General features: G+C 63.3%; 21 protein-coding genes and 1 riboswitch. Of the genes, 6 read left to right on the top strand and 15 right to left on the bottom strand.

All coding sequences use genetic code 11. The features are described from left to right. Nucleotides 1-123 precede the first annotated feature (123 nt). The 13 genes from ACE3QM_RS17185 to flgB all read right to left on the bottom strand — a co-directional run bounded on the left by ACE3QM_RS17185 (nt 124) and on the right by flgB (nt 11,094). The gene (locus ACE3QM_RS17185; RefSeq protein WP_374423568.1) at nt 124-1,029 is read right to left on the bottom strand and encodes an ion channel; all 906 of its coding nucleotides are present in this window, start codon (nt 1,027-1,029) and stop codon (nt 124-126) included. Between the two features lie 123 nt (nt 1,030-1,152). Continuing rightward, nucleotides 1,153-2,190 (bottom strand): hypothetical protein, encoded by a 1,038-nt coding sequence (locus ACE3QM_RS17180; RefSeq protein WP_374423566.1) that lies wholly within the window; start codon nt 2,188-2,190, stop codon nt 1,153-1,155. A gap of 11 nt (nt 2,191-2,201) precedes the next feature. Then, nucleotides 2,202-3,110 (bottom strand): flagellar hook-associated protein FlgL, encoded by a 909-nt coding sequence (gene flgL / locus ACE3QM_RS17175; RefSeq protein WP_374423564.1) that lies wholly within the window; start codon nt 3,108-3,110, stop codon nt 2,202-2,204. Nucleotides 3,111-3,120: 10 nt separating this feature from the next. Continuing rightward, entirely contained in the window at nt 3,121-4,488 is a 1,368-nt protein-coding gene (flgK, locus tag ACE3QM_RS17170) for a flagellar hook-associated protein FlgK (protein WP_048411437.1), read from the bottom strand. Nucleotides 4,489-4,496: 8 nt separating this feature from the next. Then, nucleotides 4,497-4,943: a hypothetical protein gene (locus ACE3QM_RS17165; protein ID WP_048411436.1), complete on the bottom strand. Its 447-nt coding sequence runs from the start codon at nt 4,941-4,943 to the stop codon at nt 4,497-4,499. Beyond that, nucleotides 4,943-6,043, bottom strand: a complete 1,101-nt coding sequence (locus ACE3QM_RS17160; RefSeq protein WP_156183971.1) for a flagellar basal body P-ring protein FlgI — start codon at nt 6,041-6,043, stop codon at nt 4,943-4,945. The genes ACE3QM_RS17165 and ACE3QM_RS17160 overlap by 1 nt, the downstream gene beginning before the upstream one ends. Before the next feature lie 118 nt (nt 6,044-6,161). Further along, entirely contained in the window at nt 6,162-6,812 is a 651-nt protein-coding gene (gene flgH, locus ACE3QM_RS17155) for a flagellar basal body L-ring protein FlgH (RefSeq protein WP_374423561.1), read from the bottom strand. After that, complete coding sequence (flgG, locus tag ACE3QM_RS17150; protein ID WP_231464390.1) at nt 6,809-7,597, bottom strand: flagellar basal-body rod protein FlgG; 789 nt, start codon at nt 7,595-7,597, stop codon at nt 6,809-6,811. The genes flgH and flgG overlap by 4 nt, the downstream gene beginning before the upstream one ends. Before the next feature lie 64 nt (nt 7,598-7,661). After that, nucleotides 7,662-8,393: a flagellar basal body rod protein FlgF gene (locus ACE3QM_RS17145; protein ID WP_374423559.1), complete on the bottom strand. Its 732-nt coding sequence runs from the start codon at nt 8,391-8,393 to the stop codon at nt 7,662-7,664. Between the two features lie 16 nt (nt 8,394-8,409). Then, on the bottom strand, nt 8,410-9,588 hold the full coding sequence (locus tag ACE3QM_RS17140) for a flagellar hook protein FlgE (RefSeq protein ID WP_048411431.1): 1,179 nt from the start codon (nt 9,586-9,588) through the stop codon (nt 8,410-8,412). A gap of 37 nt (nt 9,589-9,625) precedes the next feature. After that, the gene (locus ACE3QM_RS17135; protein WP_048411430.1) at nt 9,626-10,309 is read right to left on the bottom strand and encodes a flagellar hook capping FlgD N-terminal domain-containing protein; all 684 of its coding nucleotides are present in this window, start codon (nt 10,307-10,309) and stop codon (nt 9,626-9,628) included. Continuing rightward, entirely contained in the window at nt 10,306-10,731 is a 426-nt protein-coding gene (gene flgC / locus ACE3QM_RS17130; protein WP_231464397.1) for a flagellar basal body rod protein FlgC, read from the bottom strand. Before flgC ends, ACE3QM_RS17135 begins: the two co-directional genes overlap by 4 nt. A gap of 3 nt (nt 10,732-10,734) precedes the next feature. Beyond that, nucleotides 10,735-11,094 (bottom strand): flagellar basal body rod protein FlgB, encoded by a 360-nt coding sequence (gene flgB, locus ACE3QM_RS17125; RefSeq protein ID WP_374423556.1) that lies wholly within the window; start codon nt 11,092-11,094, stop codon nt 10,735-10,737. A gap of 134 nt (nt 11,095-11,228) precedes the next feature. Between flgB and flgA the strand changes: the two genes are divergently transcribed. Beyond that, nucleotides 11,229-11,945, top strand: coding sequence for a flagellar basal body P-ring formation chaperone FlgA (gene flgA, locus ACE3QM_RS17120; RefSeq protein WP_374423554.1), 717 nt, complete (start codon nt 11,229-11,231; stop codon nt 11,943-11,945). A gap of 211 nt (nt 11,946-12,156) precedes the next feature. Here flgA and ACE3QM_RS17115 read toward each other — a convergent pair whose 3' ends face one another. Then, nucleotides 12,157-12,861, bottom strand: coding sequence for a glutathione S-transferase N-terminal domain-containing protein (locus tag ACE3QM_RS17115; RefSeq protein ID WP_374423552.1), 705 nt, complete (start codon nt 12,859-12,861; stop codon nt 12,157-12,159). Between the two features lie 272 nt (nt 12,862-13,133). On the opposite strand from ACE3QM_RS17115, the gene ACE3QM_RS17110 reads away from it, so the two are divergent. Both ACE3QM_RS17110 and ACE3QM_RS17105 read left to right on the top strand, forming a co-directional pair. Beyond that, nucleotides 13,134-14,462: a PAS domain S-box protein gene (locus ACE3QM_RS17110; RefSeq protein ID WP_374423550.1), complete on the top strand. Its 1,329-nt coding sequence runs from the start codon at nt 13,134-13,136 to the stop codon at nt 14,460-14,462. Between the two features lie 98 nt (nt 14,463-14,560). Further along, on the top strand, nt 14,561-15,760 hold the full coding sequence (locus tag ACE3QM_RS17105) for an NnrS family protein (protein WP_374423548.1): 1,200 nt from the start codon (nt 14,561-14,563) through the stop codon (nt 15,758-15,760). Between the two features lie 20 nt (nt 15,761-15,780). Here ACE3QM_RS17105 and ACE3QM_RS17100 read toward each other — a convergent pair whose 3' ends face one another. Further along, complete coding sequence (locus tag ACE3QM_RS17100; RefSeq protein WP_082151164.1) at nt 15,781-16,986, bottom strand: EAL domain-containing protein; 1,206 nt, start codon at nt 16,984-16,986, stop codon at nt 15,781-15,783. Between the two features lie 337 nt (nt 16,987-17,323). Between ACE3QM_RS17100 and ACE3QM_RS17095 the strand changes: the two genes are divergently transcribed. The 3 genes from ACE3QM_RS17095 to ACE3QM_RS17085 all read left to right on the top strand — a co-directional run bounded on the left by ACE3QM_RS17095 (nt 17,324) and on the right by ACE3QM_RS17085 (nt 21,927). Further along, nucleotides 17,324-18,910, top strand: a complete 1,587-nt coding sequence (locus ACE3QM_RS17095; protein ID WP_374423546.1) for a methyl-accepting chemotaxis protein — start codon at nt 17,324-17,326, stop codon at nt 18,908-18,910. A 477-nt stretch (nt 18,911-19,387) separates the two neighbouring features. After that, a riboswitch (M-box (ykoK) riboswitch) is annotated at nt 19,388-19,560 on the top strand. Nucleotides 19,561-19,642: 82 nt separating this feature from the next. Continuing rightward, entirely contained in the window at nt 19,643-20,665 is a 1,023-nt protein-coding gene (locus ACE3QM_RS17090; RefSeq protein WP_231465296.1) for a magnesium transporter, read from the top strand. 407 nt (nt 20,666-21,072) lie between these two features. Further along, nucleotides 21,073-21,927 (top strand): hypothetical protein, encoded by an 855-nt coding sequence (locus ACE3QM_RS17085; protein WP_374423543.1) that lies wholly within the window; start codon nt 21,073-21,075, stop codon nt 21,925-21,927. Nucleotides 21,928-21,965 lie beyond the last annotated feature (38 nt).

The raw sequence follows: 21,965 nt of genomic DNA, 5'->3' as shown, positions 1-21,965 counted from the left end.
TGTCTGCTGAGGAGGCGAACTATACGTCACGCCCCCAAGCCCGTCAACACCTTTCACCACAAAAAATCGCTGCTTTCGACTAAGCCTTTGAATCTCAATAACACTGCCGGCAACGACACACGCTCAGCCTTCACCAAACCGGCCGGAATCCGGCGACAGCGGCCTCACTTCCTGCAGTTTCTGGTAGTCGACATGGTCGTTTTCTTCGGCGTCGGTATAGATCAGGTCGGCGAAAGCATGGTTCCAGCGTATGTCCTGGTGCGAGAAGGTATGGCGCGCCACCATAGGCTGCACGGTGGTTTCGTCTATGCCGTTGATGGACAGGATAAGCTGCGCGCGGACGGCCGCCAGCGACTCGGCGTCTCTTTCATATAAGGGACTAGCCTCGTCAAGCTTGTGCACCAGGGTCCAGCCCAATACGAACATCGGATGCTGCTCGCGCACCAAGGCCAGGTCGTGCAGCTTGCGGAAGCTCACGCCCTCGGCGCTGACTTCATCCTGCAACAGCCGCAGCCGGGCGCTGGCGTCGATGATCACATTGTTCCTGGCGTTGGCGGCGCGCAGCATCAACGCCGGCTCGCCGTTCAGCATGCGCACCACCGGGCTATGGGTGAACACGATGCGCGCCCGCGGCCGCGAGAAGCGGGCGAAGCTGACGCCGGTGATCAGCGCGATGCTCATCATGCCGATGAAGATTTCCAGCATCGAGATCCAATGGGTATACAGGCTTTGCGGATGCATATCGCCGTAGCCGACGGTGGCCAGGGTTTCGACACTGAAGAAGAAGGCGCCGAGAAAACCCTGCGGGTACTGGTTGGCAATGCCGCCGGCCTGTGCTTGGTAGAGCCCGGCGAACAATAGATTCAATGCAATGAAGGCGGCGGCGATGAATAGATAGAAGCGCGGCCAGCTGATGGTCATGCAGAAATGGTAGAGGTCGTGCAGCGAGTGACGCGGCACGCTGTGGAGGTACACGCTGCGGCCGCCAACTTCCACGCGTCGGGCCGGCTTGTTGCCGCTGGTAGTCATGAATCGCCAAGCCGTTCTTGAGGTGGGAATGGCTGATTGTGTGAAGATCGCGGACTGACGTCAATGAAGCCAAAGATCATCGACGCCCTGGAGACCAGGCAATGCTGGCCGCTGGCACCGTGTCTAGCTGAGCGACAGCAGCGACAGCACCCGGTAACGGCTAACGCCGATCAGCGCCGGCACCAGTTCATAGAAGTTGCGATAGCTATCCGGCTGGTTGAGCCGGGCATTGAAGTCGGATACGAACTGGCTGGCCCAGCTCTGCTCATTCATATGCGACAGTTGCTCGATGGAGTGCTGCGCTTCGGCGATCGCGCTATTGATCGCGGCGCGGGTCTGATGCAATTGACCGATGGAGCGCACCACATTCTGCAAGGCCTGACGCACCTGGGCGTGATCGTCGACTTTCCAGCGCTCGAGCTGGAAGGCTTCCGCCTCCGGCTGCAGCTTCAGGCGCTGCGGCACGCCGCCGGGAAAGCGGACGCCGCCGCCGCGCACGGTCATGCGCTCATTCAAGGCCGCCCATTGCGCTTCCGGCACGCTGAATGCCAGTTGGCCGTCTTCATTGACTTCCGCGCGCACGCCGCCGCCGGCCAAGGCTCGATTGAAGCGACGCAGGACCTCCTCCTCCCCCACGCCGCCCCCCACTTGCACCGAGGCTGGCGCCGCGCCGGATTCGCCGGTGGAAAACACCAGGGTTTCGGCCTGGCCGCCGGCCAACGCGCCCAGCTCCAGCCCTTTGACGGTGAAGCCCTGGCGCGAATCGCCGGCCAGATGGAAGCGCAGCTGACCATCCAGACTGCCGCCGCTGGCCGCCTGACGCTGACCCCATTGCTGCTTGAACTGTTCCATCTGGCGCTGCAGCTCGCCCTGGTTGAGCTGGCGTTGGGTCAGTTCCCGGCTGAGGCCGGACTTGACGCCTTCGAGCTGGCCCAGCAGGCCATCGACAAAGGACAGCGCTTGCTGCGCCGAGGTCAGTTGCTCATTGAGCTGGGCGCTATAGCGCCAGCCCGAGGTCGGCGCGCCGCGCACTTGCGCCGCCGGCTGCGCTTGCGGCGCCGGGGCGCGCTCAATCGTGGCGGCGGCGGCGACCGCGCCGGCATCCTTGCCCCAGCGCTTGCCGCTTTGCTTGACGTTGACGGAGGAAATCGGAGTGTTCATGCCGGACTCGATCAGATCACGTCAAACAGGGACAACTGGCTGACGCGGCCATAGGCCTTTTGGCTGGCTTGCAGCGCCATGCTATAGCCGCCCAACTGAATGAAGGCATCGGCGTAATCAAGGCTGCCCAACTTGGTCATGGTCTGTTTATTGGAAAGGCTGACATTGTCGTGATTGAGAGTCAGCGTTTTCATGATGTTCTGTGTGCCGCCCAGTTGGGCGATCTTGCTGGAGATGCCTTCCAACGCCTTGTCGCTGGCGTTCATCGCGCTGCGAATGTCGGCGGCCACGGTCGGATCCTTATTGTCCAGCGCCGGGTCTTCCAGCCGGCCTATGGTCTTGTCCAACTGGTTCAGGATCTCGGCCATGTTTTCCAACGTGACATTGGAATCCTGGGTGATGCCCTCGCCCACCACCACTTGCTGCTTGTCGGTATTGCCGGCGAAGCTGTAGCGGCTACCCGCCGGCTGGGCGGCGTCGTAGGCGATGGCCGCCACCGCGGGCTTGGAGCCGGAGAACATGTAGCGACCCTCGGCGTCCTTGGTGTTGGCGGAGTAGAACAGGCTTTCGCGCAGGCTGCGCAGCGGCGTCGCCATCGCCTTGAGATCGTCCACCGGCGGGTTGTTGGCGGCGGCGGTCAACAGGTCCTTGGCGTCGCGGATGTCCAGGCTGATGCTGTCGAGTATCGACTCGTTCTTGGACAGCGTGGAACTGAGCGCGCCGATGTTCTGCTGATACTGGTCCAGCGCCGCTTCTTCGCGCTGCAGGCGCAGCAGGCGCACGCTGGCGATGGGGTCGTCCGACGGCGCCAGCAGCCGATCGCCGCTGGACATGCGCTGCAGCATCTCGGCCAGGGCGGAGTTGCTGGTCTGCATCGCCAACTGCATGGTGGACAGGTATTGATTGCTGGAAACGCGCATGCTGTCTTCCTTACAAGATGGACAAGGTGCTTTCGAACAGCTGGTTCGCCACGCTGATCACCTTCATATTGGCCTGATACATTTTCTGGAACTCCAGCAGGTCCATCGCCTCTTCATCGCGATTGACGCCACTGGTGTTGTGCCAGCTCTTTTCCGCCTCGGCGCGGATCACCTTGGCGCTTTCCAGGCCGGATTTGTTCTGTTTGCTGCTGACCGCCAGCTTGCCCACCATTTGCGAGTAAGCATCGCCTATGGTGACGGCGCCGACGCCGGGCATGGTGATCTTTTGCTGCTGCAGGCCGATCACCGCCAGCAAATTGCTGTTGTCGCCGGGCTTGGCCGGATCGCCGGAGAAGCCCAGTTCGGCCGAGGTGATGCCGCTGGTTTTCAGGATGCCGTTGACGCCGGAGGCGTCGTAAACGAACAGCGGCTTGCCCGGCTGACCGTTATTGTCATAGCCCTTGGCCAGTTGGTCGTTGACGCGCTGCGCCATTTCGCTGGCCAGGGTTTTCACCTGAGCGCGCATCGGGCGCACGGTCTGGATTTCGTATTGATTGAGGCCGCCCAGCTGGCCGCCCAGGCCGTCGCCGGCCAGGGTGTATTTGTCCTTGGAGAAATTCAGCGTCAGCACTTGGCTGCCATCCGGCTGGCTGGTATTGCTCAGCGTGGCCGCCTGGGTGTCGGCCACCAGCGGCAGGCCGCTCTTGAGGCTGACGTTCTTGCTGCCGTCCGGCTGCGACACCACGCGCACTTCCACCAGGGCCGACAGCGAGTCTATCTGGCGGTCGCGCTCGTCTTCCAGGCCTGAGGTATTGGTGTCTATGGCCTTGCCGGCGGCGATCTTGGCGTTGAGGTCGGCGATATTGGCCACCGAGCTATTGATCTGGGTGACGGTGGCGGAGCGTTGCTCGGCGATGGCGGCCAGTTGCGAGCCGAACACCTTGTCCAGATTGTTGAAGCGCTGCGCCAGCGCTTCCGCGCTGCGGATCACCGGGTCGCGCATCGCATCGCCGGACAGGCTGGCGGCGCTGAGCGCCTGGAAGAACTGGTCGAAGCCGGCGGACAGGCTGCTGCCGTCGCGGCCCATCACTTGCTCCAACTGACCGAAGTAAGGATTCTGCGCCACCAGTTCGCCCTGGCTGGACGCCGCCTGCCACAGCTGCAGGTTCTTGAAGTCGTCGTTGAAGCGGCGCACCGCGTTGACCACCACGCCGGAGCCGGCGCTGTACGGGTCGCCGCTGCCGGGCATCAGCGCGGTCAGCACCACGCCCTGGCGCGAGTAGCCCGGGGTCATCTGGTTGGCGATATTCTGGCTGACGGCGTTCAGCGCGGCCTGGGAGGCGACGGCGCCGGTCAGCGCGTTATCTATCATGCGCATGGCGATTCTTACCTTTTATTCAGCGGCAGCAGCGGCGGAGCGAAAGCGGCCAGGCCCTGCGCGTCCGGCAGCGAGCCGGGGTTCTGTTTATCGCTTGCGACCGGCGCGCCGCCGTTCTTAAGGTGAATATTGCCACCCTCCTCCGGCAGCAGCTGGCGCAGGATGGCGTTGGCGACGCCGAACACCCGTTGCTTGGCCAGTTGATCCGCCACCGCGCCGTCGGCGAAATCCATCATGTCGCCATTGATGGAGTTGGCGAAGATGCTGTCCTCGCCGGCGATCTCACGCGTGGTCTTGCGGATCTGCTTGAACATCTCGCGCACGAATTGGGCCTCGAACTGCTCCGCCGCGGCGCCGGCCTTGCGGCGGTATTCCGGCGAGGCCGGCTGCACCGCCGGCTCGTCCTTGGCGTCGGCCGGCATCGCCAGCGCTGCTTGTATGTTTTTGCTTTCCATCAGATCACCACCAGTTCGCCGTCGATCGCGCCGGCCTGATCCAGCGCCTGCAGTATCGCCATGATGTCGTCCGGCGTGGCGCCGGTGCTGTTCACGGTGTCGATGATGGCGCGCAGGCTGGCGCCGGCCGGCCACTTGAACATGCGGCCGGAGCCCTGATCCACGTTGACGGTGGAATTAGGCACCGTGGTGGTCTGGCCGTTGCTGAACGGGCCGGGCTGGCTGACGCTGGGGTTTTCCGAGATCACCACGCGCAGGCTGCCGTGCGACACCGCCGCCGGGCGCACGGTGACGCCCTGGCTGATCACCACGGTGCCGGTGCGCGAGTTGAACACCACGCGCGGCACTTCGCTGCCGACGCCGACATTGACCTTTTCCAGCCGCGCGACGAAGGCGACGCGCTCGGTGGGATCCAGCGGCGCGCGCACCTGGATGGTGGTGGCGTTGCGAGTGCTGGCCACGCGGCCGAAGCTGGCGTTGATGGCCTTGACGATATTGGTGGCGGTTTCGAAATTGGGCCGGCGCAGGCTGAGGCGCACGCTGTCGCCTTCTTCGAAGTCGCTGGGGATTTCGCGCTCAATGGACGCGCCATTGGGCACGCGACCGGAGGTGGGGGTGTTGACGGTGACGCTGGAGCCGCTCTTGCCCTGGGCGGAAACGCCGCCCACCACCACATTGCCCTGGGCCAGCGCGTAGATTTCACCGTTGGCCGCCTTCAACTGGGTCAGCAGCAAGGTGCCGCCACGCAGGCTCTTGGCGTCGCCCAGCGAGGACACGGTGACGTCTATGGTCTGGCCTCGGCCGTAACCCGGCGGCAGGCTGGCGCTGACCATCACCGCCGCCACGTTCTTGACCTTGGTGTCGGTGCGCTCCGGCATTTTCAGGCCGAACTGCTTGAGCATATTGGCCACCGACTGGCCGGAGAATTTGACCTGGGAGTTGTCGCCGGTGCCGTCCAGGCCCACCACGATGCCGTAGCCGATCAACTGGTTTTCGCGGATGCCCTCCACCGTCACCAGATTGCGCAAGGGCTGCGCCGTCGCCAGCGTCGCCGCCAGCAGCAGCGCCCATCCCGTCATTTGCTTGATAAAACCGTGCATGATCCGCCCTGAATGATTCTGTGATTGCGCATGCGCGCCCCAAGGGCCGCATACGCGAACGGCGGACGCCCGTCAGCGCCCGCCTGTTGTCCCGCCCGAACTCCCCGCCGCCCGCCGTTCAGAACGGCATCAGCGGGCTGGCGAAGAACTTCATCAGCCAGCCGGGTTCGTTGGCGTCCGACAAGGCCCCGCGACCGGAGTAGCCGATGCGCGCGTTGGCGATGCGCAGCGAGGACACGCGGTTGTCGGTGTCGATGTCTTCCACTCGCACATAACCGGCCAGCCGCAGGAATTCCTCGCCCTGGTTCAGCACCAGCTGCTTTTCGCCCTTCACTTCCAGCAGGCCGTTGCCCAGCACCTTGTGCACCACCACGGTCAGCGCGCCGGACAGCATGTTCTGCTGGGTGGAGGTGGAGGAACCGTTGAAATCGCGGCTGGCGTCCACGCCCACTTGCGCGCGGAAGGTGGTATTGCCCAGCAGCGACGGCGCCACGCTGGCGCCGGATTTCTTGCCGAAACTGGTGCCGGCCTTCTTGCTGGCCTGGGTGGTTTCTTCCAGCACCACGGTCAGCACGTCGCCGGGACGGAAGGCGCGGCTGTCCGAGGTCAGCGATTGCGCGCCGGCGACGGTGAACACGCCGCCGCCCTTGCCGCGCTGCGGCTGCTGCAGCAATTCCGGCAGCGCGAACTCCTGCGTGGTCTGCGGCGGAATCGGCTGCGCGCAGCCGGCCAGCAGCAAGGCGGACAGCGTCAGGGCCAGCAGCTTCATCGCGCCGACTGCGCCAGGTACTGCATCATATTGTCGGCGGCGCTCAGCACCTTGGTATTCATCTCATAAGTGCGCTGCGCGGCGATCATGTCCACCATCTCTTCCACCACCTGGACGTTGGAACCTTCCAGCGCGCCCTGCTTCAGCTTGCCCAAGGAGCCGGAGCCCGGCGCGTCGGCGGTGGCATCGCCGCTGGCGGCGGTTTTCTGGAACAGATTGTCGCCCAGCGCCAGCAGGCCGGCCGGGTTGACGAAGCTGGCCAGCTCGATCTGGCCGGCGGTTTCCAGCGTGCTGCTGCTGCCGCGGGTATAGCTGACGGTACCGGTTTCGCTGATGGTCACCGAGGACGCATCGCCCGGAATGGTGATGGACGGTTCCAGCGGCAGGCCTTGCGGGGTGACGATGGCGCCCTGATCGTTGCGCTGCAGCTGGCCGGCGCGGGTATAGCCGGTTTCGCCGTTGCTCATCTTCACCTGCAAAAAGCCCTGACCGACGATGGCCACGTCCAGCGACTGATTGGTGGTGGTCAGCGGGCCGGGGGTGAACACCTTCTGGGTGCCCACCAGCCGGGTGCCGTTGCCCAACTGCACGCCCAAGGGCGCGGTATTGTCCTGGTCGGTCTTGCCGCCCGGCTGACGATCCACCTGGTAGAACAGGTCCTCGAACACCATGCGGTCGCGCTTGAAGCCGACGGTGTTGACGTTGGCGAGGTTGTTGGCGATGGAGGTCAGGCGCGCGTCCTGCGCCTGGATGCCGGTCTTGCTCACCCACAAAGCTGGATTCATGTTTCGATTCCCCGATGGTTTGCGCCGTCGACCTTGGCCGCGGCGCTGTTATTGGAATGCCGGATCAGGCGCGCACCAGGCGGTTGCCCGCCTCCACCATGTCGCTGGCGGAGTTGAACAAACGCATCTGCATTTCAAAGTTGCGGTTCAGCGTCATGGTGGCCACCATTTCTTCCACCGCCGACACATTGCTGCGCTCCAGGTGCTCACCCTGCACCTTGACGGTGTCGTCTGCTGCCAGCGCGCCGCCCTGGCGGCTGATCACCAGGCCGTTGACGTCCTTGGCGATGTCCTGCGGCTGCGGCTTGACCAGCTTGAGCTTGTCTATCGGCTGCATTTCGCTTTCGCCAGCGGCCAGCACCGAGATCACGCCATCGCTGCCGATGTGCAGCTTGACGTAGTCGGGCGGCACGGTGATCTGACCGCCGTCGCCCAGCACCGGGTGGCCATTGACGCTCAGCTTGCCGTCAACGTCCGCCACCATATTGCCGGCGCGAGTGTAGACCTCCTTGCCGTCCGGCCCTTGCAGCGTCAGAAAGCCGTCGCCCTGCACCGCCACGTCCAGATCACGGCCGGTTTGCACTACCGCGCCGCTGCGCACGTCCACCGCGTTGGCGCCGTTCTGGCTCAGGTGGCGCGCGTCGTAGCCATAGCCCGGCACCGCCTGGCTGGTGCTGACGCCGATGTCGGCGCGGAAGCCGCCGGTTTCGGCGTTGGCGATGTTGTTGGCGTGTATCTGCTGCGCCTTGAGCATGCGGTCGGCGCCGCTCATCGCGGTGTAGATCAGTGCGTCCATTTATTCGTGCCCCGCCTTAGACCGCCTGCATCAACGCCTGGATGGTCTGGTTTTCGGTGGAAATCACCTTGGTGTTGGCCTGGTAATTGCGTTGCGCGGTCATCAGGTCCACCAGTTCCGAAGTCATGTCCACATTGGACTGTTCCAGGGTGAAGGCCAGCAGATTGCCGGACAGGCCGGCGCCCGGACGCGAATACACCGCGGTGCCGGAACCTGCGGTTTCCACCCAGCTGGTTTGCGAGGTCGCTTGCAGCGCGGATTCGTTGGGGAAGTTGGCGATGGCCAAGGTGCCCACCACCTGCTTCTGGCCATTGCTGTAAGCCGCTACCACATCGCCGTTGTCGTTCAGGCTGGTGCCGGTCATCGAACCGGACGGGTAGCCATTGCTGGCGTTCAGGGTCTGGCTGCTTTCGCCGGCGAACTGAGTGGTGCCGGTGTAGTCCAGGTTCACAGACAGCGCGGAGGCGCCGGCCGGGGTGCCCAGATTCAGCGCCACCGGCGCGGTGGGGCTGGTCAGCTTGCCGTCGGTGTCGAAATTCAAGGTGGCGGTGGTGGCCAGATCCGCGCCGTCCAGCGTGTAGTGGACGGTGATGGCGCCCGAACCGGTCTTGCAGAAATACTGGGTCAGGTTGTGCTTATTGCCCAGGGAATCGTAAACCGTGGACACCGCCGAGCTGTTGAAGGTGTTCTGCGCCTTGTCGAACGGCATGGTCTGCACGCTCCAGCCCGCCGACATATTGCCGACGTATTGCAGCTTGTCGCTGGCCTTGGCCGGGATGTTGCCGTTGGGGATCTTGATATCGCCGAAGGCGCCCAGCGCATTGCCATCGGCCTTGCCGTAGCCTTGCACGCGGCGGTTGTAGCCATCCACCAGGTAGCCGTCCTTGTCGGCGGTGAAGATGCCGACGCGCGAATAGGCCATGCCGCCGTTCAGGTCGCGGCTGACGAAGAAGCCGCGGCCGTCGATGGCGGCGTCCAGCGGACGGCCGGTGCGCACGGTATTGCCGTTGCGCGCCATGTTCTGACTGTGGCCGACCACTTCCACCCCCATCGGCTGCGCGCCGGCATAGGCCGCGGAAAAGCTGGTGCGGCTGGATTTGAAGCCGTAGGTGCCGGTGTTGGCGATGTTGTTACTGATATTGCCCAGTTGGTTGTTGACGGCGTTGATGCCGGACAAAGCAATGTCGAAACTCATGGTCGCTCCAAAGTTTTAGGTATCTTGAATCGGCGCTTCAGGCCTGGGTTTTGCCCAGCAGACGGGTGATGGCGGAGGCGGGGAATTCGCCGAGACCGGCCAGCGTCAGCGTTGGTTCGCCGCCGTTGATGGGCAGGCGCACGCCGGACACGGTGGCCAGCATTTCCAGCCCGGCCTTGGATTTGGACGCGGCGCGCACTTCCAGCTTGTACTCGCCCTCCACCAGGCCATGCTTGCTTGGATCGACGTTGAAATCGAACTCGCCGGCCGGGCGCTTGCCCAGATCGATCACGGTTTCCTTGCCGCCGGCGTCGGTCAGCACCAGCGACACCTGCTGTTCTTCGCCGGACAGGGTCACGCGGCCGGACAAGGGGTCCTTGCCGCTCAGGTGCGCCTGATCGGCCTGCACCAGCACTTGGCGTCCCACTTGCGAGCCCAGCGACACGCCCTGCAGCTCGCGCAGCATCAGCGCATTGCCCTGCAATTGCTTGAGCATGTCGGCGGAGCTCTTCATCTGACTCATCTGCGCCAGCTGGCTGACGAACTGCGAGGCGTCGGTGGGGTCCAGCGGGTTCTGGTTCTGAATCTGCGCCAGCAGCAGCTTCATGAACATATCATCCATGCCGGTGCTCTGGCCGGCGGCCGGCGCCACTGCCGGATTGGAGCCATTGGAGGCGGCGGACTGGCTCTGCTGTCCGTTTTGCGCGGCGTTCACGCTCATGCGTTGTCTCCCAGTTTCAGCAGGTCCTGCTGCATGCCCTTGACTCGGGCCAGCACTTCCACATTGGTCTGGAACGCGCGCGAGGCCGACAGCATGTCGGTCATCTCCTCCACCGCGTTCACATTGGAATAGAAAACATTGCCGTCGGCATCGGCCAGCGGATTACCTGGCTCGTGCGCCTTGCGCACCGGCTCCTGGTTCTGCACCACGTCCAGCACGCCGACGCTGGCGCCGCGCCAGCCGTCAAAACCGTCTCCGCCGCGATATTGAGTGGCGAACACCGGTTTGCGGGAACGGTAAGCCGTTTGCTCGCTGCCGGCGGCGGTGTCGGCGTTGGCCAGGTTGCTGGCCACGGTGTTGAGACGCACCGTCTGCGCCGTCATGGCGGAGCCGGCGATGCGGGAAATATCGCGGAAGGACATGGTTTACTGACCTGCTATCACTTTGGCCAGCCCTCGAAACTTCATGTTCAGGAAGGCGAGACTGGTCTGGAATTCGGAAACGTTCTGCGCGAACTCGGCCTGCTCCACGCCCAACTCGACGGTATTGCCGTCGCGCGCGGGATGATTGGGCCGCCGGTATTGCAACTCGCCGGACGGCGAATCCAATGGAAACGCGGCGTCGTCCGCCGAGGCGGCCAAAGCCGTTTTGAAGTCGATGTCCCGCGCCTGATACCCCGGCGTGTTCTCGTTGGCGATATTGGACGCCAGGATGCGGGTGCGTTCCGCTCGCAACTGCAAGGCAGCCGGGTGAACGCTCAATGCTTTATCAAGGTGCAGACCCATTGCCTAGATCCATGCGCTTCACTACCATATTTAACATCGGCTATCTAATTCACATTAAATGGCCGCTCGATTGAAAAGCGATACTAATAACCGCACCCCCTCACGTATACGGGATAATTACCAAGTCATCTGTAATGGGAATTTTCACATCCTATCGGCATCAAACCGCGCCGTTATTGGCCGCGCTGCTCATCCTGCCCGGCGCTCGCACGCTGGCAGCCCCCTATCCCGCCGCCGCCGCGGTGGAACAGAGCGCGCGCGCGCTGCTGCTGCAAAAGGCTGAAAAAGCCGGCCTGGAAGCGCCCCGCATCAGCGTCAAGGCCTTGCCGCCGCGCGGATTCAACGCCCCGCCCTGCCCCGAGCCAGTGCGCGTCGTCGCGCTGGACGAGCGCGCGCCCAGCCGCATGCGGCTGCAGGCGCGCTGCGACGCCGCCGGCTGGGACGCCGAGTTCATCGTCCGCGCCGAAATCAGCGCCCGCGTGGCGGTGGCGGCGCGCGACATCCCGGCGCGCAGCCTGCTGGACGCAGGCGACATCGAATGGATGGAACGCCCGGTGCTGGACCCGGCCGACATGGTCGGCGCCAAGACCAAGCTGGAAGGCTTGAGCAACCGCACCGCGCTGCGCCAGGGCCAGCCCTTGCGGCTCAAGGCGCTGGAAGCCAGCCTGCTGGTCAAGCGCGGCGAGGAAGTGCGCATCGTCGCGCGCAATAGCGGCATCGAAGTGGTCGCCGCCGGCGAGGCGTTGGGCAATGGCCGCCAGGGCGAGATCATCCGCGTGCGCAACAGCGCCACCGGCAAGGTGATACGCGCCCGCGCCAGCCAGCCGGGCGAGGTCAGCCCGGTGGACTAAGAACCTGTTCAAGGTCTGCTGCGCGTCGTGAGGCGTCACACGGTGAGTACCGTCTTCGAAATACTCATGTACCACTTGTACATTCCGCTTTCTCAGCCGCAACGCCTTGTCTCGCCTTAGCTCGCGAGACTTTGAACAGGCTCTAAGCAAATGAAAAGCCCCCGGACGGGGGCTTTTTCATACGTGGGCAAGGCCATCTAGAACAGGCGGTTTACGATCTCGCCGGAATCGTCAGCCCGCGCTGCACCGCCGGCCGCGCCAGGAAGGCGTCCAGCACCCGCGTCACCTGCGGGAAATCCGCAATCGACACCAATGCGCCGGCATCGTAAAAACCGATCAGATTGCGCACCCAGGGGAAGATGGCGATATCGGCGATGCTGTAATCGTCCCCCATCATCCACTGGCGGCCGCTCAAGCGCTGGTCCAGCACCGCCAGCAAGCGGCGCGACTCGTTCACATAACGGTCGCGCGGCCGTTTGTCCTCGTAATCCTTGCCGGCGAATTTATGGAAAAAACCGAGCTGGCCGAACATCGGGCCGATGCCACCCATCTGGAACATCAGCCACTGAATGGTTTCATAACGCGCGGCGGGGTCGCGCGGCAGCAATTGGCCGCTCTTTTCCGCCAGATACAGCAAAATGGCGCCGGACTCGAACAAGGCCAGCGGCTTGCCGCCCGGGCCGCGCGGATCGAGGATGGCGGGAATCTTGTTATTGGGGTTCAGCGACAGAAACTCCGGCGACAACTGATCATTGCTGTCGAAGCTGACCAGGTGCGCCTCATAAGGCAGGCCAGTTTCTTCCAGCATGATGGACGCCTTGACCCCGTTGGGCGTGGCCAGCGAATACAGCTGGATGCGTTCCGGATATTTCGCAGGCCATTTGCGAGTGATGGGAAAGGCGGATAAATCGCTCATGCGCGCTCCATTGAGTTGGACGGGTGGGTTGCGCGCCCATGATAAGCCCGGCTTTTGCATTTGTCTTAAATCAGCAGCCAATCAATGGCGAGATGTTATTGACGCAATAGCTGGATACACTCTTAATCCGTGCCTATGGCCAATGCCGCCCAGTAATAAGAAATTCATTCAAAAATAAATTTCCCTTTTAAATCATGTGGAATGTATTAGTTTGAAATGAGCTTGGCGTGCTCCACTGGCACTCCTGTATCGCAATTAGAATGGAGGCAGCCATGCCCTTTTTCACCGGAAAACTGAAGGAGCAGCTCAACGAGCTGACCGGCCAACTGGACGGCCTGCGCGGCATGCTGTCCGCCATCGACCGCTCGATGGCGATGATACAATTCACCCCCGACGGGGTGGTCACCAATGTCAACGACAACTTCCTGCGCACCATGGGTTACCAGCGCGATGAAGTGATAGGCAAGCCGCATCGGATCTTCTGCGACAAGAACTATGTCAGCAGCCCGGCTTATGCCGAATTCTGGCAGCAGCTGCGACGCGGCGAGCCGGTCAACGGCCGCTTCAACCGTTACGCCAAGAACGGCGAGGAGATCTGGCTGGAGGCCAGCTACACCCCGGTGCTGTCCAGCAACGGCCAGGTGTGCGGCGTGGTCAAGGTGGCGTCCGATATTACCGAGCAAGTACACCAGGAGCAGAACGACCAGGCGATCCGCCTGGCGATCAGCCGCTCCATGGCGCAGATCGAATTCGATCTGGACGGCAATATCCAGGATGCCAACGAGAATTTCCTCAATACCTTTGGCTATACGCTGGCCGAAATCCGCGGCAAGCCCCATCGCATGCTGTGCGACGCCGACTACGCCGCCAGCCAGGACTACGCCGAGTTCTGGCGCCAGCTGCGCCAGGGCAAGTTCTTCCAGGGCCAGTTCAAGCGCCTGAGCAAGAACGGCCAGACCATCTGGCTGGAAGCCACCTACAACCCGGTGTACGACCTCAACGGCAAGCCGGTGCGGGTGGTCAAGTTCGCCCAAGACATCAGCCGCCGGGTGCAGCAACTGCAGGCCCAGGCCGAGAACGCCCAATCCGCGGTGGAAGTGTCGGTCAATACCGAGCAGCTATCGGTCAAGGGCAGCGCGGTGCTGGAACAGGCGGCCAGCGAAATCACCAAGGTGGCATCCAGCGTGGAAAGCTCCTCCGTCATCATCACCAAGCTGGGCGACAGCTCCGGCCAGATCGGCACCATCATCAGCACCATCAGCGAGATCGCCGACCAGACCAATCTCTTGGCCTTGAACGCGGCGATCGAGGCGGCGCGCGCCGGCGAGATGGGCCGCGGCTTCGCGGTGGTGGCCGACGAAGTGCGCAAGCTGGCCGAACGCACCAGCCAATCCACCGGCGAGATTTCCGGCATCGTGCGCAGCATCCAGGAAGATTCCAAGTCCGCCATCACCTCGATGCAGCAAGTGCGCGGCCTGGCCGACACCAGCCTGCAGCTGTCCGAGCAGGCGCGCGACTCCATCGCCGAGATCCGCGCCGGCGCCAAGGAAGTGGTGCAAGTGGTGCGCGACGTGTCGGAGTTGCTGCAGCAGCGCGCCTGAGCCGGGAAGGCAGGCTCGGAAAGCCTTGATCCAAATCATGTCCGCGCCGGCTTCGGCGCGGCGATACTGAGGCGCCCACAAGTCTTATCGAGTCCGCGATGAAACACCCCCACCCCGCGGCGATGCTGGCGCAAGCGCCGCATCGCGCCGCCTTTCTGCCCGGCATGCTGTTCGCCATCCTGCTGCTGGCCGCCTGGAGCGCCGAGCTGGCCAGCCGCCTGCTCGGCGTCCACGCCGCCTTGACCGTGCCCGCCTCGCTGGCCCATGGCTTCCTGATGCTGTTCGGCTTCTTCCCACTGTTCATGACCGGCTTTCTGTTTACCGCCGGCCCGCGCTGGCTGGGCGTGGAGCCGCCAGGCCGCGTCATCTTCATCGGCGTGCCGGCGCTGCTGGTCGCCGGGCTGCTGCTATGGCTGGCCGGACTGTGGCTGGGCATGGCCTGGACCCTGGCCGGCCACGCGCTGTACACGCTGGGCTTCAGCGGCCTCATGCTGACTTTCGCCTGCCTGCTGCTGGCGAGCCCGCAGCCGGACCGCCGCCATGCCTGCGCGGTGCTGGCGGCGCTGTGCTGCGGCGTGCTGGCGCTCTTGGCCGGCGGCTACTGGCTATTATTCCAGGACGGCCGCGGCTGGCTGTGGATGCGCAATCTGGCGCTCTGGGGCTTCCTGCTGCCGGTATTCCTGACCGTCTGCCACCGCATGCTGCCTTTCTTCTCCGCCAACGCGCTGCCGCTGTACCAGCCGTGGCGGCCGGGCTGGCTGCTGGCGGCGATGCTGGCCGGCTCGCTAGGCCACGGCCTGCTGGACGGCTTCGGCCTGCCCGCTTGGCCGCTGGACGCGGCGATGGCCGCGCTGCTGGCCTACGTCAGCTGGCGCTGGCGGCTGGTGGCCGCGCTGCGGGTGCGGCTGCTGGGCATGCTGCACCTGGCCTTCGCCTGGCTGCCGATAGGCTTCGGGCTGTATGCGCTCAATGGCTGGCTGGCGTCGCCGCGGCTGGCGCTGGCGGCGCTGCACGCGGTCACCGTAGGCTTCTTTCTGACCATGATGATCGCCTTCGTGTCGCGGGTGACGCTGGGCCATTCCGGCCAGCCATTGCAGGCCGGAACCGGCTTGTGGCGGCTCTACCTGGCCGCGCACTGGCTGGCGCTGACCCGGGTGGCCACCGAGATGCTGCCCGGCGTCTGGTCCGGCTGGCTGTACGGCGCGGCGGCCCTGGGCTGGCTGCTGACGCTGGCGGCCTGGGGCCGCGCCTTCCTGCCCAGCTACTGGCGGCCACGCTCCGACGGCAAGCCGGGCTGAGAAGCAGCCAAACCCTTGGCTCAACCCTGGCCGCGCCGCCGCAGATAATCCGGCACCCGTTCCGCCGGCATCGGCCAGCCCAGCAAATAGCCCTGCACGTAATCGACCCCCAGCCGCGCCATCAGCTGCAGGTCGGCCTCCTCGCTGACGCCTTCGGCCACCACCTGGATATTGCGGTCCTTGGCCAGCAGGATGGTGGACTCCAGGATATCCCTGGCCACCTCGTCCTCGGCCGCGCCGGCCACCAGCGATCGGTCTATCTTGATCGCGGTCACCGGCAGCTCGCGCAAGTACTGCAAGCCGTTGTAGCCGGAACCGACATCGTCCAGCGACACGCGAAAGCCGGCCATGCGCAGCCGGATCGCGTTTTCCAGCGCTTGGTAGATATTTTTCAAGCGCTGGGTCTCGGTCAGCTCCAGCGTCAGCAAGGCCGGCGCCATCCCCATTTCTTCCACCGCCGCCGCCAGGCTGGCCGGCAATTCGGGGTTGCAGAACTGACCGGCGGTAAGATTGATCGACACCTTGAGGCCCGACAACGTCAGTTGCCTGCTCCAGCGCCGGTAATCCGCCACCACCGCGCGGAAGATGGCGAAGAACAAGGACTCGTCCAGGCCGTAATGCTCCAGGCCAGGCAGGAACTCCGACGGCTCCAGCACGCCGCGCGTCGGATGGTTCCACCGCGCCAGCGCCTCCACGCCCACCACCCGCAGCAAACCGGGATCGGCCTGTGGCTGATACCAGGGCACAATCTCTCCACGCTGCAAGGCCAGCTCCAGCTCGCTACGCTCAAAGCCGGGCAACTGCGAATTCCACGCCGGCCGCCGCGCGACCGCCTGCCACAGCTTGCACAGCTGCTCCATCGACAAGGGCTTGTTCAAGCTGCCTATCACCGGCAGGTTGTAAAACGAGGCCACCCGGTAGGCGCCCATCAGCATGTCCTTGGACAAGGTGCTGTTGAACACGATATGGGGCACATGCGGCAGCAAGGCCAGGTGGCGCAGCAGCAACACGCCGTCCATGCCCGGCATATTGAGATCGCTGATCATCAGGTCGTAACGGCGCTGGACTAGCAAATCCAAGGCCGCGCGGCCATCCTGCGCCTCGTCTATGCTCTCGATGCCGATCTCGCGCAGCGCCTGCTTCAGAGCGAAACGCTGCAGATCGTGATCGTCCACCACCAATACCCGCATGGGCCCCACGCCCAGTTTGACACTTGCTGGTTCCATAGCTTTTCTTGCATCCAAGTCGGATGCGCCATTTTCCTCACGCGGACATCGCAAAAGAAATAGGAAGATGCTTATTTTGCCCGGCCTTTTCCGGGCTTTAACTCACTGAAAACATCACCTTCGCATCAAACTTGACTGCTTGACGGCACAGTTTTGTTCTATATCTGCATTGGAGGCGGTAAACGCAAAATTTCAGTGCAATCAATGAAATAGCGTGGACATTAATCAATCTCATTTAGATTGACCCGGATGGGATTTCAGCCTTCCGCTCCCGGCCCGCCACAGGCGCGTGCCGGATCGCCGTTGCGCGGCGCTGACCAAGACTGGAGCCGGACCCATGAAAAAGAATCTTCCCGTGGACAGCACCGAGGTGTTCTTGCTGCCCCATCGCCCCATCGTCACCAAGACCGACCTGAAAGGCCAGATCACCTACGCCAACCGCGCCTTCATCGACATCAGCGGCTTTAGCGAGGACGAACTGGTCGGGCATTCGCACAATGTCGTGCGCCACCCGGACATGCCGGCCGAAGCCTTCGCCGACCTCTGGGCCACCATCAAGACCGGCCGCCCATGGAAAGGCCTGGTCAAGAACCGCACCAAGCAAGGGCATTTCTACTGGGTGGAAGCCTATGTGACGCCGATCTGCGAAAACAGCCGCCCGGTGGGCTATATGTCGGTGCGCAGCGCGCCCACCAAGGAGCAGACCGCCGAGGCCGAACAGCTCTACGCCCGCATCCGCGAACGGCGACAGGCATTTCCGGAAACCCGCCACGTCAGCCCGCCAACGTTGGCCTCGAGCCTGCTGCTCGCGCAACTGCCGGCAGCCGCCCTGGCGCTGGCAGCGGCGGCGGCGGACGGCCCCGCGCGGCTGACCCTGCTGGCGCTGGCGGCGGCCTGGGCGCCAGCGGCCGGCTATCTCGTCGGCCGCTGGCTGGCGCGGCCGATAGACGCCGCGCGCCACGCATTGATGCGGCTGGCCGAAGGAGACTTCAGCACCCAGATCCCGGCCGCCGGCCTGCGCGAGCCGCGCGCGGTGCTGGAAGAAATGGAAACCCTGCGCATTCATCTGCGCGCCATCCTCGCCGACGTCGTCGCCGGCGCCGAGGATGTCAGCGAGGCCGCCAGCGCCACCCACGCCGAGGCCGAGTCGCTGAACACCCGCGGCGAATCGACGCTGGAAGGCATTACCCGGGTGGCGGCGGCGCTGGAGCAATTGTCGGTGTCGGTCAACGAGATTTCTCAATCCACCCGCGCCAGCGCCGAATTCGCCGACCAGGCCACCGAGCTGGCGAATCAAGGCGAGGTACAGATGAGCGACACGCGCCAGGCGGCTCAGGCCGTGGTCAGCGAAGTGTCCTGCACCCGCGACATCATCATCAAGCTGGAGCAATCGGTGGAATCGATCAACACCGTCACCGGCGTGATCAAGGACATCGCCAACCAGACCAATCTATTGGCGCTGAACGCGGCGATCGAGGCCGCGCGCGCCGGCGAACAAGGTCGCGGCTTCGCCGTGGTGGCAGACGAAGTTCGCAAACTGGCGGAACGCACCGCCGGCAACACGCTGGAAATCGAACAATCCGTGGGTTTCCTGCGCGAGCGCTCACAGGAAGCGCTGGAAGAAGTGAAGGCCGCGGTGAGCAAGGTCCATACCGCCGAGGAAACGATACAAGCGGCGGCCCAGGGACTGGAGGCGATACGCAACGCCAACGCGAAGGTGGCGGAATCCTCCTCCAGCGTGGCCAATATGCTGCAACAGCAGTCATCCGCCTCCACCGAGGTGGCGCAGAGCATGGAAACGATGAGCAATCTGACCGAGCAGAACAGCCACAGCATCGCGGCCACCTTGCAGGTGGCGCAGAAGCTGCACACCACCGCTGGCGATTTGCGACGCCTGGTCAGCCAATTTGAAAAACACATGTGATTGGCATGTAATTCGCGAGCCAATGGCATGTTTGGGAATAATCGACATGCGAACGCGTTTTATTACACAAACTCTACAAAATCGAGGAACTACTTGATACCCCCTCTTTCATAGCTGTTATTCGCCGCGACCTTACTGCACTGCACCATGACATCGGCCGCGGCGAATGCCGCCCGCGCTTAGAGCCTGTTCAAAGTCTCGCGAGCAAGAGCGAGACAAGGCGTTGCGGCTGAGAAAGCGGAATGTACACACGGTACATGAGCATTTCGAAGACATACTCACCGTATAACGCTCCACGACGCGCTGCAGATCGTAAACAGACGCTTACGTTCAAACACCGCTCGCAAACCCAGCCCAAGGAGGTGAAGCGCCCAGCAACAAGGCGCCAAGACGATGATCGCACTGCCCTGCCGCAGCGCGGCGTCGACGACAGCGCGGGATCGGCCCGGCCACGCGCCGCGCATGCGTCCCAAAGATGCAGTGTCTCGTTCGGCGAGGCTCCTATGCAAACACAGGTCACTGATCTGACGACGTCGAGAGACGCCCAAGGTTAGGACAGGCTTTATCGGATTAAGGTATAGCCCAAAGTGACTTCCCGATATTTTCGGGATACGTTGCATAGTGCCAAAACTTAGACGCGGAGATAGCTTTTCTGCACTCTCTCTTCTGGTTTACGCCCCCATTGTGACAACTGTTTGTGGTTATAAAACAGCTAACGGGGAACCCCTCAACATGTCTTTTGCAAGCATCACCCTGCCTACCGCTCAGGCAAACGAAGTCAATCTGAAAGAAACCGTCGCCTCCTACATGAGCGACACCCTGATCACCCTCAGCCGCGACATGAAAGTCAGCGAAGCGCGCGAGCACATGCTCAAACAGCTGCGCGACGAAGACATTCCCGCGCAGATTTTCGTCATCGACAGCAGCCGTTTCCTGCACGGCCAACTCTCGGTCAAGCGCCTGCTGACCGAAACCGATCTGACGCTGCCGGTTTCCGCGCTGATGGGCCCCACCTCATTTGTCGTCGAGCCCAATCAACAACGCCGCGACATCGTGCCGGAGCTGATAGACAAGGGCGTGGATCTCGCGCCCGTGGTCAGCGGCGGCAAGCTGCTGGGCGCCCTGTACGAAAAAGAGATCGCCGCGCTGATCCGCGACGAAGGCACCGACGACGCGCAACGCCAGGGCGCCAGCCTGCCGCTGGAAACTTCCTACCTGGAAAGCTCCCCGTGGAGCTTGTGGAAAAAACGCCTGCCCTGGCTGTTGCTGCTGTTCTTCGCGGAAGCCTACACCAGCACCATCCTGCAAGTGTTCGAAGAGCAGCTGGAAGCCGCCATCGCCTTGGCCTTCTTCATCCCGCTGCTGATCGGCACCGGTGGCAATAGCGGCACCCAGATCACTTCCACCCTGGTGCGCGCGATGGCGATGGGCGAAGTCAGCCTGCGCAATATCGGCACGGTGCTGCGCAAAGAGGTGACCACCTCCTTCATGATTGCGCTGGCCATAGGCGTGGTGGCCTGGATACGCGCCTGGATGCTGGGCGTGGGAGACGAAGTGGCCTTGGTGGTGTGCTTGACCCTGATCGCCATCACCATCTGGAGCGCCATCGTCTCCTCCATCATTCCGATGCTGCTTAAGAAGATGCGCATCGACCCGGCCGTGGTGTCGGCGCCCTTCATCGCCACCTTCATCGATGGCACCGGCCTGGTGATCTACTTCAACATCGCCATGTTGGTGATTTCCGACCTGGCCTAAGCGCCCCCTTTCCAGCGCGCCATCGCGCGCCGCCGCAAACCGCGCCCGCCAAGCCCATCCCCTGGATGCGGACTTGCCGGGCGCGCGCCGATGCCCGCGAGGCTTTGAACAGGCTCTTAGAGCCTGTTTACGATCTCGCGAGCTAAGGCGAGACAAGGCGAAAATGGCTGAGAAAGCGGAATGTACAGGTGGTACATGAGCATTTCGAAGACGTTTTCAACGCTGTATCGCCGACGCGCAGCAGATCGTAAACAGGTTCTTAGGCCAGTTTGTCCGCTTCTTGGTTTTTATCACGCCGCCGCCAAGTTGTTTTCGGCCCATTGACATGCTAATGTCCTGATAAATTTAAATAATCAAGGCATGCTCCGCCACCTTCTCATCGCAACGCCACTTAAACGGCCTCTTTCATGACCCTTTCAAACCGTAAACGCTTCGCCGCGGCTCTGCTCGCGGCATTGCCGCTGGCGGCTCACGCCGAAACCTTCGACCTGGGCGCCATTCTCAAGGACGGCATCAAGAAGGCGCTGCAAAAAGACCCCGCCGCGGATGGCGCCACCGCCCCGCTGGCGCCCGGCGTCTACGACGGCTCCGACAAACAGTTCGAACGCACGCTGACCATTCGCCCCAACGGCAAGTTCGAACTGGAAGTGATGCAGAAAGGCAAACCCGGCCAACTGCGCTCCGGCTCCGGCAGCGGACAACTGCAGGCCAACGGCGGACAATGGCGTTACAGCGAAGGCATCTGCACGATGAGCGTCGTGCCGCAAACGGCTTCAGTTCAACTGCAGCTGGACCGATGCGCCAGCGCCTTCGGCGACGTGCCCTTCGACGGCCAATACCGGCTGGCCAAAACGGCCGGCGGCGCCCAGGCCGGCGCCGGCAAGAACAAGGCCTTGGCGGCGCAGCTGAACTGCCACAATCTCAACCTCAGCGAAAACGGCATCGCCAAACTGCTGGCAAGCGCCACTGGCAGCGCGCCCAACCAGATATGGGAACATGAGCTGGCCTTGCCGGGAGGCTATGACTATGGCGGCCTGCCTATCCGCTCGGTGCAGCTGTCCGAAGTGGACGGCGGTTTCCTGGCGCTGTTCGTGGACGGCGACGCCGCCGCGATCAAAGCCGCGATCAAGAAAACCCAGCGCAAGAGCAGCAGTGCGTCGATGTTGAGCAAGGTGGGGGAAAGCTACCCCTTCCCAGGCAAGCCCAACGGCCTGCCCTATGTGCAGTGCCGCAGCAAGATGGCCCAGAACGGGCTGTATTGACGCTTGCGCCAAACGACAATGGCCCCGGCAAACGCCGG

Origin of the sequence: Chromobacterium sp., assembly GCF_041912965.1 — a bacterium.
GTDB lineage: Bacteria > Pseudomonadota > Gammaproteobacteria > Burkholderiales > Chromobacteriaceae > Chromobacterium > Chromobacterium aquaticum.
Note: the sequence above shows the minus strand (reverse complement) of the source record. Positions and strands in the feature narration are given on the sequence as shown.